The 14235-nt window shown below is 38.8% G+C and carries 16 protein-coding genes, 1 tRNA gene and 1 rRNA gene; all 18 read right to left on the bottom strand.

All coding sequences use genetic code 11. The annotated features are described in order from the left end of the window. Positions 1-22: 22 nt before the first annotated feature. On the bottom strand, positions 23-811 hold the full coding sequence (locus tag IGL80_RS02845; RefSeq protein ID WP_002359386.1) for an acetyl-CoA carboxylase carboxyl transferase subunit alpha: 789 nt from the start codon (positions 809-811) through the stop codon (positions 23-25). 1 nt (position 812) lies between these two features. Beyond that, positions 813-1679, bottom strand: coding sequence for an acetyl-CoA carboxylase, carboxyltransferase subunit beta (gene accD / locus IGL80_RS02840; protein ID WP_002356293.1), 867 nt, complete (start codon positions 1677-1679; stop codon positions 813-815). 94 nt (positions 1680-1773) lie between these two features. Next, positions 1774-3144 (bottom strand): acetyl-CoA carboxylase biotin carboxylase subunit, encoded by a 1371-nt coding sequence (locus IGL80_RS02835; RefSeq protein WP_002359385.1) that lies wholly within the window; start codon positions 3142-3144, stop codon positions 1774-1776. Between the two features lie 7 nt (positions 3145-3151). Further along, positions 3152-3577, bottom strand: a complete 426-nt coding sequence (gene fabZ, locus IGL80_RS02830; protein WP_002356286.1) for a 3-hydroxyacyl-ACP dehydratase FabZ — start codon at positions 3575-3577, stop codon at positions 3152-3154. Between the two features lie 3 nt (positions 3578-3580). Then, positions 3581-4069, bottom strand: a complete 489-nt coding sequence (gene accB / locus IGL80_RS02825) for an acetyl-CoA carboxylase biotin carboxyl carrier protein (RefSeq protein WP_002359384.1) — start codon at positions 4067-4069, stop codon at positions 3581-3583. A 1-nt stretch (position 4070) separates the two neighbouring features. Further along, a complete protein-coding gene (fabF, locus tag IGL80_RS02820) occupies positions 4071-5306 on the bottom strand; it encodes a beta-ketoacyl-ACP synthase II (RefSeq protein WP_002359383.1) in 1236 nt (411 codons plus the stop codon). Between the two features lie 18 nt (positions 5307-5324). Beyond that, entirely contained in the window at positions 5325-6062 is a 738-nt protein-coding gene (gene fabG, locus IGL80_RS02815) for a 3-oxoacyl-[acyl-carrier-protein] reductase (RefSeq protein ID WP_002359381.1), read from the bottom strand. A 3-nt stretch (positions 6063-6065) separates the two neighbouring features. Further along, positions 6066-6995, bottom strand: coding sequence for an ACP S-malonyltransferase (gene fabD, locus IGL80_RS02810; protein WP_002359380.1), 930 nt, complete (start codon positions 6993-6995; stop codon positions 6066-6068). A 32-nt stretch (positions 6996-7027) separates the two neighbouring features. Further along, positions 7028-7984: an enoyl-[acyl-carrier-protein] reductase FabK gene (fabK, locus tag IGL80_RS02805; RefSeq protein WP_002359379.1), complete on the bottom strand. Its 957-nt coding sequence runs from the start codon at positions 7982-7984 to the stop codon at positions 7028-7030. A 136-nt stretch (positions 7985-8120) separates the two neighbouring features. Then, positions 8121-8348, bottom strand: coding sequence for an acyl carrier protein (locus IGL80_RS02800; RefSeq protein ID WP_002356278.1), 228 nt, complete (start codon positions 8346-8348; stop codon positions 8121-8123). Between the two features lie 52 nt (positions 8349-8400). Next, positions 8401-9366 (bottom strand): beta-ketoacyl-ACP synthase III, encoded by a 966-nt coding sequence (locus tag IGL80_RS02795; RefSeq protein ID WP_002359378.1) that lies wholly within the window; start codon positions 9364-9366, stop codon positions 8401-8403. A gap of 15 nt (positions 9367-9381) precedes the next feature. After that, positions 9382-9822 carry a fatty acid biosynthesis transcriptional regulator FabT gene (gene fabT, locus IGL80_RS02790; RefSeq protein WP_002362455.1) on the bottom strand — a complete coding sequence of 147 codons (441 nt, stop codon included), beginning with the start codon at positions 9820-9822 and terminating at the stop codon, positions 9382-9384. Positions 9823-10211: 389 nt separating this feature from the next. Beyond that, positions 10212-10442: a YkuJ family protein gene (locus IGL80_RS02785; RefSeq protein ID WP_002379802.1), complete on the bottom strand. Its 231-nt coding sequence runs from the start codon at positions 10440-10442 to the stop codon at positions 10212-10214. A 100-nt stretch (positions 10443-10542) separates the two neighbouring features. Next, a complete protein-coding gene (locus IGL80_RS02780; protein ID WP_002359377.1) occupies positions 10543-11433 on the bottom strand; it encodes an NAD(P)-dependent oxidoreductase in 891 nt (296 codons plus the stop codon). Positions 11434-11505: 72 nt separating this feature from the next. Further along, positions 11506-12729: a cell wall glycolipid biosynthesis glucosyltransferase BgsB gene (gene bgsB, locus IGL80_RS02775; RefSeq protein WP_010707991.1), complete on the bottom strand. Its 1224-nt coding sequence runs from the start codon at positions 12727-12729 to the stop codon at positions 11506-11508. 46 nt (positions 12730-12775) lie between these two features. Further along, a complete protein-coding gene (gene bgsA / locus IGL80_RS02770) occupies positions 12776-13780 on the bottom strand; it encodes a cell wall glycolipid biosynthesis glucosyltransferase BgsA (protein WP_002359375.1) in 1005 nt (334 codons plus the stop codon). 192 nt (positions 13781-13972) lie between these two features. Next, positions 13973-14046: transfer RNA gene (locus IGL80_RS02765), tRNA-Asn, on the bottom strand. Positions 14047-14052: 6 nt separating this feature from the next. After that, positions 14053-14168, bottom strand: a 5S ribosomal RNA gene (rrf, locus tag IGL80_RS02760). Between the last annotated feature and the right edge of the window lie 67 nt (positions 14169-14235).

Below are 14235 nucleotides of genomic sequence, written 5' to 3'. Positions count from 1 at the left end.
GTTCGTTGATGAGTAGTAACTTCTAATATTTGCGAAAACGTTGGTATCTTTTTTCTAGTAACGTTTCCGTATCTAATTTAGCTAATTCAGTTAATTTTGAAATGAACGCTTTTTGTATCATGCGATTAATTTTTGCTTGTTCCAGAGGCTGACCGTTCATAACTTCTGGAATTACTTTATCTACAATAGCTAATTCCTTCAGCTCTGTCGCTGTGATTTTCATCAATTCTGCTGCTTCTTTCGCACGACTGCCATCTTTCCACAAAATAGAGGCGAAACCTTCTGGCGAAAGAACCGCATAAATCGTGTGTTCCAACATCCAAACTTCATCTGCGACTGCTAAAGCTAAAGCACCGCCACTGCCGCCCTCACCAATGATGACTGAGATGATTGGCACTTTCAAATCAGACATTTCTAACAAGTTTTGCGCAATGGCTTCCCCTTCTCCTCGCTCTTCGGCACCAATTCCACAATAGGCACCAGCAGTGTTCACAAAGGTAATGACTGGGCGGTTAAATTTTTCCGCTTGTTTCATTAAACGTAACGCTTTGCGATACCCTTCAGGATTAGGTGAACCAAAATTACGTTCAATATTTTCTGGTAGATTTCGACCCTTTTGGATACCTACCACTGTAACTGGTTTACCTTGCAAAGTAGCAACACCACCGACTACAGCTAAATCATCGGCAAAGTAACGATCCCCATGAAATTCTAAAAAGTCCTCAAAAATTGCTTCTATATATTCTAAAGTTGTCAAACGATCTTGGGCTCTTGCCAAGGTAACAACATCATTGGCTGTTTTCTTTTCCATGTTAGCGCCACCCTTCCAAAGAATGTAAACGTAACAAGTCGCTCAATCGTTGACGCAAAAGATTTCTTGGCACAATCTGATCTACAAAACCATGTTCTAAAAGAAACTCGGCCTTTTGAAAATCATCTGGCAACTCTTGACGAATCGTTTGTTCAATTACACGGCGGCCAGCAAAACCGATTAAACTCTGAGGCTCTGCCAAAATAATATCGCCATCCATCGCAAAACTTGCGGTAACACCGCCAGTCGTTGGATCAGTCAATACCGTAAGATACAGCAAGCCTGCTTTGTTATGCCGTTGCAAAGCGGCCGAAATTTTCGCCATTTGCATCAATGAAAAAATTCCTTCTTGCATACGGGCACCACCAGATGCAGTGAAAATCACTACTGGTAAATGCTTTTCTGTCGCCCGCTCAAACAAGCGTGTGATTTTTTCACCAACAATCGTTCCCATACTGCCCATGATAAAATTAGCGTCCATGATTCCAATTGCAACAGCTTGTCCTTCAATTGTTGCTTCTCCCGTTAAGACAGCTTCATCTAGCCCAGTTTTTTCTTGCATTTTTTCAATTTTTTCAAGATAACCAGGAAAATTTAGTGGATCTTTTGTCACTAATTCACTGTCCCAATTGTGGAAACTTTTTTCATCAACGGTTATCGCTAATCGTTCCCATGCACCAATCCGAAAACTATAGCCACAATGCGGACAGATTTTTTCTGCACCCATTTCTTTTGTATACAGTGTTCGCTTACAAGAAGGGCATTTTGCCCACATATTATCTGGAACAGAAGGCTTCTTTGATGCATCATTTGCATCAGCACGATTTGGATTAATGCGAATGTAATTTTTCTTTTTAAATAATGCCATTTGCTTACTCCTCGTATTTTAGCGGCAAGAGCTCAGCTCCTTTCAAAAGATCACTGATCTTTCCAAGCAAGAGAGCTCTTGCGGCGTTCTTTCTTTAATGATTGCTTTCTGGCTCCCAATTTGGTAGAAATGTTTCTTGTAAAAAGCTTGTGTCATAGTCACCTGTCAAAACATTATCATGTGTAATTAAATCCAATTGGAATTCGGCATTCGTAATAATACCTTCTGTTACAATTTCATTTAAAGCCCTTTGCATTTTCATCAAGGCATCAAAACGATTTTCACCATGTACGATGACTTTTGCAATCATTGAATCATAATAAGGTGGAATTGAATACCCTGAATACATAGCACTGTCTACACGCAAGCCCATTCCACCACTAGGCAACAAGAGATTTTGAATTTTACCTGGTGAAGGAGCAAAATTAAAGGCAGGATTTTCAGCGTTAATTCGGCACTCAATCGCATGCCCAGTCATGATAACATCCTCTTGGGTATAGCCTAAAGGTTCACCTGAAGCAATTTCTAATTGTGCTTTGACTAAATCAATCCCTGTTACCATTTCCGTAACTGGATGTTCGACTTGGATGCGGGTATTCATTTCCATGAAATAAAAGTCGCCAGCTGGATCCATCAAAAATTCAATGGTTCCGGCATTTTCATAATGCACAGCTTGTGCCGCTCGAACGGCCGTTTCGCCTAACATCTGACGCTTTTCTTCAGAAATAGCAATCGATGGTGATTCTTCTAACACTTTTTGATTATTTCTTTGTAGTGAGCAATCACGTTCCCCTAAGTGAATCACATGCCCATATTGATCACCTAGAATTTGCACTTCGATATGACGTGCTGGATAAATAATTTTTTCTAAATACATATCATCATTACCAAATGCGGCTTTGGCTTCTTGCTGCGCTGAAGTAAAGTGTTTCGGTAACTCTTCTTTTGAAAGAACTTTTCGGATTCCTTTTCCGCCACCACCAGCAGCTGCCTTTAACATCACTGGGTAACCAATTTCTTCAGCAATCGTCAACGCTTCTTCGACAGAATCAATGACGCCATCACTCCCAGGAATAACAGGTACCTTGGCTTTTTGCATCAGTTGACGTGCGTTTATTTTATTGCCCATTGCATCAATCGTTTCTGCTTTAGGACCGATAAAAGTAATGTTACATTCTTCGCACATTGAAGCAAATTGACTATTTTCAGATAAGAAACCAAACCCTGGATGAATCGCTTCAGCATTGGTAACAATCGCTGCACTTAAAACAGCTTGAACATTTAAATAAGAATCAGTTGCTTTCGCCGGTCCAATACAAATGGCTTCATCTGCTAACTGTGTGTGTAACGCTTCTTGATCCGCTTCAGAGTAAACAGCAACTGTTTGAACGCCTAATTCGCGACAGGCACGAATAATACGAACAGCGATTTCTCCGCGGTTTGCGATTAATACTTTCGAAAACATTTTTCACCTATCCAATCATAAAGGTTAATTCAGCCTCGGCAACTTTTTTTCCATTAACTTTTGCCACACCTTTACCCATTCCAGCAGAAGCGCGGACTTTTAAAAGTTCAACCTCTAAAATTAATGTGTCGCCTGGTGTTACCTTTTGTCTAAATTTTGCTTTATCTAATCCACCAAAGTATGCCGTTTTCCCTTTGAATTCAGGCATTGAAAGTAATGCCACGGCGCCTGCTTGAGCCAACGATTCAATAATTAAAACTCCTGGCAAAACAGGATTCCCAGGAAAATGACCTTGAAAAACTTGCTCATTAACCGTTACATTCTTTTTCGCTACAACGCGTTCCCCGGGAATGACTTCTTCAACACTATCTAATAATAAAAAGGGATAGCGATGTGGTAAAATTTCTTGAATTTCTGTAATTGTTAATTTCATGTTTTATTCTCCTTTAGCAACTCGGAATAGCGGCTGACCAAATTCAACCACATCTTCATTGTTGACTAATATTTCAGTAATCACACCGTCAACTGTCGCCGTAATTTCATTCATTAATTTCATCGCTTCAACGATACACACAACGTCACCCGTTTTAACAGTGTCTCCTACTTTGACAAAGTTCTCTTTATCTGGTGCTGGTTGTAAATAAACGATTCCTACAATGGGTGACGTAATTTCTTCTGTCTTTTCATTGGCTGTCGGTGTATTGGTTGGCGTTTCTTCAGCTACAGAAACTGTTTCAACAGGCACTGACACACCACTAGCGGCTACTGGTGTTTCTTGTGGTTGCGCCACTGGTTCTACGGCACTTCGTCCAGAAACTGTATTTTTATTCATATATAATTCAAACGAGCCTTCTCGTAAATCGAATTCGGTTAAAGTTGATTGATCAAATTGTGTTAATAATGCTTTTACTTCTTCTAACTGCATGTTAATCCTCCCAGCGTTTTAAGCAAATAACTGCATTGTGGCCACCAAAGCCTAGCGAGTTACTTAAAGCATAATCAAATTTATGCTCTTTGCTTGCGTTTAAAACAACGTTCACCGTAATTGCTTCATCTTGATTTTCCACATTAATGGTTGGCGGAATAAATTGATGTTGTAAAGCATTTAGGGTAGCAATTCCTTCAATTCCACCAGCGGCGCCTAAGAGATGTCCCGTCATACTCTTTGTACTACTTACATACGCCGTTTTTGCGGCATCACCTAAAGCCAATTCAATTGCTTTAGATTCTGCACTGTCATTGGCTTGTGTGCTTGTTCCATGGGCGTTAATATAGCCAATTTTTTCTGGAGAAATCCCAGCTTCTTCCATTGCTAGTACCATGGCTTTCGCTGCGCCGCTCCCATCTGGTGTTGGTGATGTCATATGATAGGCATCGCAATTAGCACCATAGCCAACCACTTCACCTAAAATAGTTGCGCCTCGTTCTAGAGCATGATCTAATGATTCTAAAATAAAGACACCCGCACCTTCTCCCATCACAAATCCACTACGTTCTTTATCAAAGGGAATTGAGGCTTTTTCTGGGTCAGTCGCCTTTGTTAAAGCGGTCAAGGAAGCAAATCCTGAAATACCGATTTCTGTAATAGGCGCTTCTGCTCCACCAGCAATAATGACATCGGAGTAGCCATGTTTGATATTGCGGAACGCTTCCCCAATTGAATGAGTTGCACTAGCACAAGCTGTCACTGTTGAAGTACAAATTCCTTTGGCACCAACACGTAAAGCAATATTTCCCGCCACCATGTTTCCAATCGCCATTGGAATAAATAACGGTGCCACACGTTCAGGTCCTTTGTCGTGCATCCGAATTACTTGATTTTGAATTGTTTCCAAACCACCAATTCCGGAACCCACCATAACGCCAAACCGATCCACATCTAGTTGACTGGTATCCAAGCCACTCATAGCCATTGCTTCTAAGGCCGCATAAATGCCAAATAACGAAAACTTATCCATGCGTTTGCCATCTTTTTTAACAAAATATTTTTCCATTGGAAAGTCTTTCACTTCAGCTGCTAAGGTGACACCTGTTTCACTAACATCAAATTTACTAATCGGTCCGATACCATTTTTCCCTGTTTTCAAACTTTCTAAAAAAGTCTCAGGTTCATTGCCAATCGGCGAGGTGACACCGTAACCGGTAATAACTACTCGATTCATCCTTTTGACTCCTTTCGTTTATCCGTGCATGACTAAGCCGCCATCAACATTCACGACTTGCCCAGTAATATAGGGACTTTTAGCTAAGAAAATCGCTGTAGCTGCGACATCTTCGACTTGCCCAAACGTTTGTAAGGGAATTTGCGCATTCATTTGTGTTTTAACTTTTTCCGATAAAACATCCGTCATTTCTGTTTGGATAAACCCTGGTGCAATCGCATTGCAGGTAATACCGCGCGGCGCAACTTCTCGTGCCACCGATTTAGTAAAACCAACGACACCCGCTTTACTCGCAGCGTAGTTTGCTTGACCAACATTTCCCATTAAACCAGAAACGCTAGCCATATTAATAATCCGACCACTTCGTTGTTTCATCATACGTTTAACCGCTTGTTGGGTCATGTTAAAAGTTCCTACCAAGTTAATATCTAAACAGGCATTAAAATCCTCTTTTGTCATTCGTAATAATAATTTATCATTCGTAATCCCAGCGTTATTCACCAGAATATCAATCGAGCCTAATTGGTCAACGGTTGCTTGAATCATCTCACCCGCTGCATCAAAATCGGAAATATCTCCAGAAAGGCCAATACATTTTACCCCAAAGGCTTCAATTTCTTGTCGTTGTTCTGGCGTAATCTCACTCCGACCGTTTAAAACAATATTGGCGCCCTCTTTCGCAAAAGCCAACGCAACTGCTTTGCCAATCCCACGAGTGCTTCCAGTAATAAATACGTTTTTTTCTGTTAATTCCATTTTTTACCTCCCAGTAAGTGCTGTTAACGTTTCTGTTAATGTTGCAACATCTTCCACACGGTGCATTTCAATCGTTTTGTCAATTTTTTTAACAAAACCAGTTAATGTTTTCCCTGGACCAACTTCAATCATCGTTCCTACGTTCATAGCCTTCATCGTTTCGATACTGTCTTCAAAACGTACCGCAGACATGACTTGCTTTTCCAATAACGCTTGAATTGCCTCTTGGGGCATAATTTCGGCAGTCGTATTACTAATGACAGGAATTTGCATCGTTTGAAAGTTCAATTTTGCTAAATCCTGAGCCAATTTTTTTGATGCTGGTTGTAACAGTGCCGTATGGAAAGGGCCACTCACATTTAACGGAATTATTCGCTTCACACCAGCTTCTTTGAGAAGTGTCATCGCTTGATCAACAGCAGCAACCTCACCACCAATCACGATTTGTTGTGGTGTATTATAATTTGCTGGAGCCACAATTCCGAAAGCACTGGCTTCTTGACAGGCTTTTTCAATTACTTCACGCTCAGCATTCATGACAGCAACCATTTTGCCAGTTCCTTGTGGTGCTGCTTCTGTCATGTACTGACCGCGCTTTTGGACCAAGGCCACTGCTTCTGAAAAGCGCAAAGCCCCGCTGGCAACCAAAGCACTGTATTCCCCTAAGCTTAAACCCGCTACGACATCAGGCGTTAGTCCTTTTTGTTGCAAAAGACGGTAAAATGCGACACTGACTGTTAAAATAGCAGGTTGCGTATATTCTGTTTCATTTAAACGTTCATTTTCAGTAAAACAAAGTTCTGCCATCTCATAACCTAAGATATGACTTGCTTCATCGAAAGTTTCCCGAACAATCGCTTCTTGGTGATATAATTCTTCACCCATCCCTTGATACTGGGCTCCTTGTCCACTAAATAAAATCGCTGTTTTCATACGACACCTCATTTTTTGTTAAAATTATTCACTTAGCCCCAACGCTGATTCATCTTATGTACAATCGCTTTGCATTCAGACATGAGTGAATCAATGATTTCTTGGGCTGTTTCTTCTTTTTTTATTAACCCGTCAATTTGTCCCGCCATGACGGAACCGTAATCCATATCCCCGTCAACGACAGCTTTGCGCAAAGCGCCTTGACCAATCTTTTCAAACATTTCTAAATCAGGTACTTCTTTTTGAAGTTCTTGCTTTTCTAATTGATTATATTGAGCAGTTAATTTATTTTTTAAAGTACGCACTGGATGGCCAAAATGTTGACAGGTAATTACTGCATCTAAATCACGTGCCTTTAAAACTTTCTGTTTATAATCTGGATGAACGTTGCATTCTTTGGCAATTAAAAAACGTGTGCCTAACTGGACTGCTTCAGCACCTAACATAAAGGCCGCAGCCATACCACGACCATCACCAATCCCACCTGCTGCAATCACAGGAATTGACACAGCGTCAACGATTTGCGGTAAGCCACTCATAGTGGTTAACTTGCCAATATGTCCACCAGCTTCCATTCCTTCAAAAATGACAGCATCGGCACCAATTTTTTCCATTCTTTTTGCTAAAGCAACTGAAGGAACTACTGGGATTACTTTAATGTTATGTTCTTTAAAACGAGCCATGTATTTGGCTGGATTGCCTGCACCTGTCGTTACGACAGGAACCTGTTCTTCACAAACCAAATCGACAATTTCATCGGCAAAAGGTGAAAGTAACATAATATTGACACCAAAGGGTTGCTCCGTTAATTCTTTAACTTTTTTAATTTCTTTTTTTACGACTTCTTTTGGGGCATTGCCGCCAGCAATAATCCCTAATCCACCAGCGTTTGACACAGCACTTGCTAATGAAGCATCGGCTACCCAAGCCATACCGCCTTGAAAAATGGGATAATTGATTCCAAGCAACTCACATAACTGTTGATTCATTGATTTTATACGTCCTTTAGTTCTAAGATAAGTACACTTTATTCAAGTAAAAAAGGATTTTTCCGGCTTATTTACTTGTTTTTTTAGGGACTGGGTCATTTAGCAATTAAATGTCCCAGCCCCCTATTTTCATGTATTAGTTTGCTTGTTGTTTTTCTACATATGTTACTAAATCTTGAACGGTTTGGATGCCATCTTCTGTTTCGATTTTCACATCAAATTCATCTTCGATTTCGTTAATGATTTGGAATAAATCTAAGCTATCCGCATCTAATTCTTCTTGAATGTTTGTAGTTAATTGTACCTCTTCAGCATCTTTTCCTAATTCTTCTACGATAATTGCTTGAATTTTTTCAAATACCATGTGTATATTCCTCCAAAATAGTCATTTTCTTCATTTATATGTGAACAGTTTTTTACAGCGTTAGGAGCAGTGAGCCCCATGTTAAGCCGCCGCCAAATCCTGTTAGCACCACGCGTTGTTGGGAACCTAAAATTAAGGTCCCATTTTCAACTGCTTCATCCAACAAAATAGGAATACTAGCAGCTGAGGTATTGCCATATTTATCCATATTCGTTAAAAACTTCTCGCGGGAAATCTTCGTCTTACGTGCAATTTTATCGATAATGCGCACATTTGCTTGATGTAGTAGAAGATAATCCACGGTTTCGTCCGTCACGAGTGATAAAATATTTTGTGAAACATCTTTAATCGCAAAATCAAAAATACTACGTCCTTCCATCTGTAGCGTCTTACTAGCCTGCTCATGCCCCTGATAAAAAGGACTTTCGTTGATCGTGTAGCCTGACGTTAAAGCCGCCCACCGTTGTCCATCTGCTTGTAATTTTTCATTTAGAAAATGCGGTGTCTCAGCCGCTTCAATCAAGACGCCGGCAGCCCCATCACCGAAAAGCACCGCTGTGGAGCGATCGGTCCAATCCAACATTTTGGAAAATGTTTCGCCACCAATTACTAGACCTGTTTGATAACGACCACTTAAGACTAGTTTTTCTGCCATGCTTAAGGCATAGACAAAACCAGAACACGCTGCACTGATGTCAAAAGCAAAAGCCTCAGTAGCGCCAATTGCGCCTTGCACTTGGCAAGCAACAGAAGGCATATTGAAATCTGGTGTCACTGTTGCAACTAAAATAAAGTCAATCTCACTTGCTTGCTTTCCAGATTTTTCCAATAACTGTTTTGCGACTTGATGACATAAATCAGACGTATTTTCTTGCGTAACGATGCGACGTTCACTAATGCCTGTTCGCGAATGTATCCATTCATCAGAGGTATCCATCATTTCACTCAGTTGGTGATTCGTGACACAATTCTCTGGAACATAACGGCTTGTACAACTAATTCGTGCATAATTCTTCATGGGGATCCTCACTTTTTATTTGTATTCTTGCAAGAAATCATGAAGATTTTTTAGTGCTCTTAACAGCGCTTGTTCTTCTTCTTGCTCCATGCCTTTCAAAATGTTTTTAACCATTTCACGATGAAAATGCTGATGGACTCTAAAAAGTAATTTTCCTTTTTTAGTTAAGCCAAGCTTTACTACACGTCGATCATCTTCACTACGCAAACGTTCAACATAGCCTTTTTTAACTAAGTTGTTAATCGCTACAGTAAGTGTTCCGACGGTAATTGACAGTTCCTTGGCTACTTCTGAAGACGTTTTTTTCTTGTACATACCAATTGCTTCGATTGTGTGCATCTCCGTAATGGATAAATCATTAAATTGTGATTTTTTCAATTCAGATTCTTCAATCGTTAAGATGTCATTAAAGACACTGACTAAGTAATCGTTGACTGTTTCTAAATTAGGTTCCATTCTGTGCACCATCCATATACTTTGATTATCAAAACATTTGATGTTCAAACTATATCGTAAATAAGCAAAGAATGCAAGAGAATTTTCTATATTTTTAATGAAATATTCTTCAAATATTTCAAAAAAGGCGCATTTTCAAGGGACGAGGCTTTTAAAAAAAGGATCAATTACTTTGATACCCAAACTATTTTCACAGAAAAAGGAAAGAAGTGCAACTAAAAAGCATCACTGGCACTCCCCTGATTGAGAAGTGCCAGTGATTTTTGTTATATAATTCTTAAACTCCCACTAAGCTATTGCTACAACTTGACTGGATAATACGAGAAGAGAGTGAACCAGAAGCTTTAGTGCTTCTACTCCACTCCCTTATTAAAATGTAAGACGATTAATTATTGAATTAAGTCGTAAATTTCCATTGCTACAATATCGATGTTATCGAATTGATAGCTTTGGTGCGTATCAGATTCTGTTAATTCAAATGTTTCTGTTGATTTATCAAAACTTACAATACATTTCTCTACGCCTTCACGTTCAAAGCGGCGTACTTGTACTTCATTATCTGCTGCTTCGATCATTGCTTCCAGTCTCTTAATAATCGCCACAAGTTGTGAATGTTTCATCAGTGGGCCTCCTTTTGCAAACTAGTTCTGTACCATTGTAACAAAACATTGCCTAACTTGCATGATTTTTCGTCATTTTTTTTGATTTTTTTGTTGTTCTTTAATTTTTATTCGTTGGTTGCTTGCCATCTGTCCACCAAAGCTTAATTAAGGCCTGTGTGCCATCATTTTCAAACCCTTTATCTGCAAGGCTTTCATATAATTCTGTCGCTTTTTGCGTCGCTGGCAATGGAAGGTCAAGTTTTTTTGCTTCATCTAACGCAATCTTTAAATCTTTGATAAAATGTTTAACAAAAAAGCCTGGCGTATAATCTTCTTTTAAAATACGTGGTCCATAATTACTTAATGACCAGTTTGCAGCACTGCCACCACCGACTGTTTCCAGAACTTTTTCTAAAGTTAATCCTGTCGCATTTGCGTAAACGAGCATTTCAGTCAAACCGGTCATTGTGCCTGCAATCATTAACTGATTCGCCATCTTAGTGTGTTGCCCTTTTCCAGCTGAGCCGTGTAGCATAAACGTTTTACCAAATGTTTTGAAAATTGGTAAGACGGTCTCATAACTTTCTTGATCGCCACCAACCATAATTGTTAAAGTACCATTTTTAGCACCTAAGTCACCACCAGAAACTGGCGCATCCAACGCATGAGCACCCACTTCTGCTGCTTTTTTGGCAATCTTTTCAGCCAAGGTCGGCGTACTTGTGGTTAAATCTACTACTATTTTACCTGTAAGATCTGCTTGAAAAATCCCTGTTTCATTAAAATACACGCCTTCAACATCTGAAGGAAAGCCAACCATTGTAAAAATGATATCACTCGCTTCCGCAATTGCTTTTGGCGTATCATACCAAACTGCTCCTTCAGCAACTAAATCATCTGTTTTACTTTTTGTTCGATTGTAAACATTGACAGATAAATTGTTTTTCATCATGTTACGAATAATTGATTTCCCCATGACACCCGTTCCAATAAAGCCGATTTTAGACATAGTAGCTTCCTCCGTTCTTAAAATAAAAAACTTTCCTCCTTCAGTATAAACGAAGGAGGAAAGTTTTGCAGTTTATTTTCTTAAAGATGTAAATTTTACTTTAATTTTTTTAATTGAGTCCGCATTTTCTTTTTCCATTTGAAGTTGATCAAAGTAAATCAATGTGTCTTGATAAAATTCAATCATTTTGTTGCCAAAGTTTGTAGAAGAAATTTCAAATAATTTTTCATCTAAAATAGTTTGGTCCATTTTAATATTTGCTTGTATATAGTCAATCAATGTTGAGGCAAAATCACTGTCTGTCTTAAAAGTTTTGCCTAAGCTTTCATGATCAAATAAATTATTTAAATAGGCGTTCCCTTCTGCAACACATTGAACGCCAGCAGCCATCGCTTCTGTATAAGTTAAGCCTTGTGTTTCTGACGTTGAGGCGCTGACAAAATAGTCAGCAGCTTTATAATAAATGGCGACTTCTTCATTTGGCACTTCACCCGTAAATTGAACGTATTCACTAACTTCTAGTTCTTCTGCTAATTCTTTTAAATCCTCTAGATAGGGACCATTTCCAACTATTACTAAACGAGTTTGTGGTAATTTTTCAATAATTTGTGGTAACCCTTGAATAATTGCTTGAATATTTTTTTCATAAGAAATTCGACTTAACGATAACAACATAATCTGTTGCTCTTCAATACCTAGTTGTTGACGCATTCCAGCGATCATTTCTTCAGTAATATCGGGACGTAAAAACTTATCAATTTCGATCCCTGTTGGAATAATTCTCATTGGTGCGGTCACTCCATAATCCCGTAATTTTTCAATTACACGTTCACTGGGACAAACAACACCTGTCGTATGATTTGTAAACACTCTTGAAAAGAATTTAACATGTGATGGACGGACAACTTTTCCTTTAGCAATATAATGTAAGTAATCTTCATACATTGTATGATACGTATGGATGACAGGGATTTTCATTTTTTTCCCAACCATTTTCCCTAAAATACCCGCACCAAATTCAGTATGTGTATGAATTAAATCTAATTCCAATTCTTTGGCAATTAAATAGGCGTACCACATGCCGCGAACCACTACTCGGCGATCTTTAAAAGATACGAATGGCACACTAGGCATTCGTATGACATCTTCTTCAAAATCCGTCGCGTTAGGATCGGTTGTCGTAAAAATATACACTTCATGGCCGTGCTTTTCTAATTCATCTTTTAAGGTCTTAATAGAAGTCGCTACCCCACTCACTTGCGGGAAATACGTATCAGTAAAAAAACCAATTTTCACTCTCATTACCTCCATTTCATCTAACAATAACTGCCTTCAATATTTGTTAAGATAAGACTGTTTCGTAGACTTCTTTTAACTCGTAACCAATTTGCTTGATACTTCTTTGCTCTGCTACTTGATAGCCTGCTTCTCTAGTGCTAGGTATTTTCCCTTCTAATAAGCCTTCAATATATTTTTTAAATTCTTCAATAGAATGACCCATATAACAATTTTCATTAGCTACTAGCCAGCCTTGATAAACTGGAATATCACGCACTAAAACTTGTTGCTGACTAGCTAATGCTTCTAAAACAACAATTCCTTCCGTTTCTTCACGAGAAGGGAAAAAGAAGAGATTCGCTGCCGCATAGGCCCCTTCGATGACATCTCCTTTAATATAACCTGGGAAAATAACATTTTCTGGATGATCTTCTTTAACTAATTGTCGGATATTTTTTGGGATAGAATACATTGGTGTATCACCAAACCAAATAAATTGATACTCTGGTAACTGTCGCGCAACTTCAATAAAATCAGTGATTCCTTTGCGTTCAAAAAATAATCCCACACAAATAATTACTTTTTTCTCTTCATCTATTTTAAAATATTCTCGGAATTTTTGTTCCTTTTCTTCTGAAGGATAAAAGCGTGATAAATCAATACCATTTGAGATAGCCGAAATAGGCACTTTAATGCCATATCCTTCTAGCAATGTTTTAGAATACGGTGTTGGTGTAATTAAATGATCCGCTTTGGAATACAAACTGATAAGATATTTTTTTACTAATGGTGCCAGTTGATTAGACCCAATAAAAGAATTACGAAAATCTTCTTCTGTCGAATGGGCATGATAAATAACTTTTTTTCCTAGTTTACGTGCTTTTCTGACCATACGATGGCTATTTACGCCATATGTATTAATATGCAATATATCATAGTCACTGCAATCAGCATCTAATGTATATTCTATTCCAACTTCAGAGAGCGCTCGTTTCTGGTGATCTAATGCTCGACCAATACCTGATTTGGCTAAGATTTTCTCACCTTCAAAATATAACAATATTTTCAAACCCGCTCCTCCTTTTCTGCTTTACTAACTATAATAAACACATTATACCATAGCTAAAATTTGATGTATTCATTCTTCGGTAGGATCCTTTTAATCTTATAAATGTTTTTAAAGTCCCTTCTTCAAGCTTATCAAAAAATAGTGAATAAAACAAAAAAAGCAAAAACCAAGTTGGTTTTTGCTTTTGCTCAACTCCGGCAGTAGGACTCGAACCTACGACATCATGATTAACAGTCATGCGCTACTACCAACTGAGCTATGCCGGAATAATCGCGTGGCGACGTCCTACTCTCACAAAGGGAAACCCTTCACTACAATCGGCGCTAAGAAGCTTAACTTCTGTGTTCGGCATGGGAACAGGTGTATCCTTCTCGCTATCGCCACCACACTGGGTGTTGTTTCTTATTGAGTTGAATCTTCATTCACTCAAAACTGGATTGAAGTTTGAATCAAAA

Source organism: Enterococcus sp. DIV2467a (assembly GCF_050532945.1).
Classification (GTDB): domain Bacteria; phylum Bacillota; class Bacilli; order Lactobacillales; family Enterococcaceae; genus Enterococcus; species Enterococcus faecalis.
This window is presented reverse-complemented; position numbering and strand designations above follow the sequence as displayed.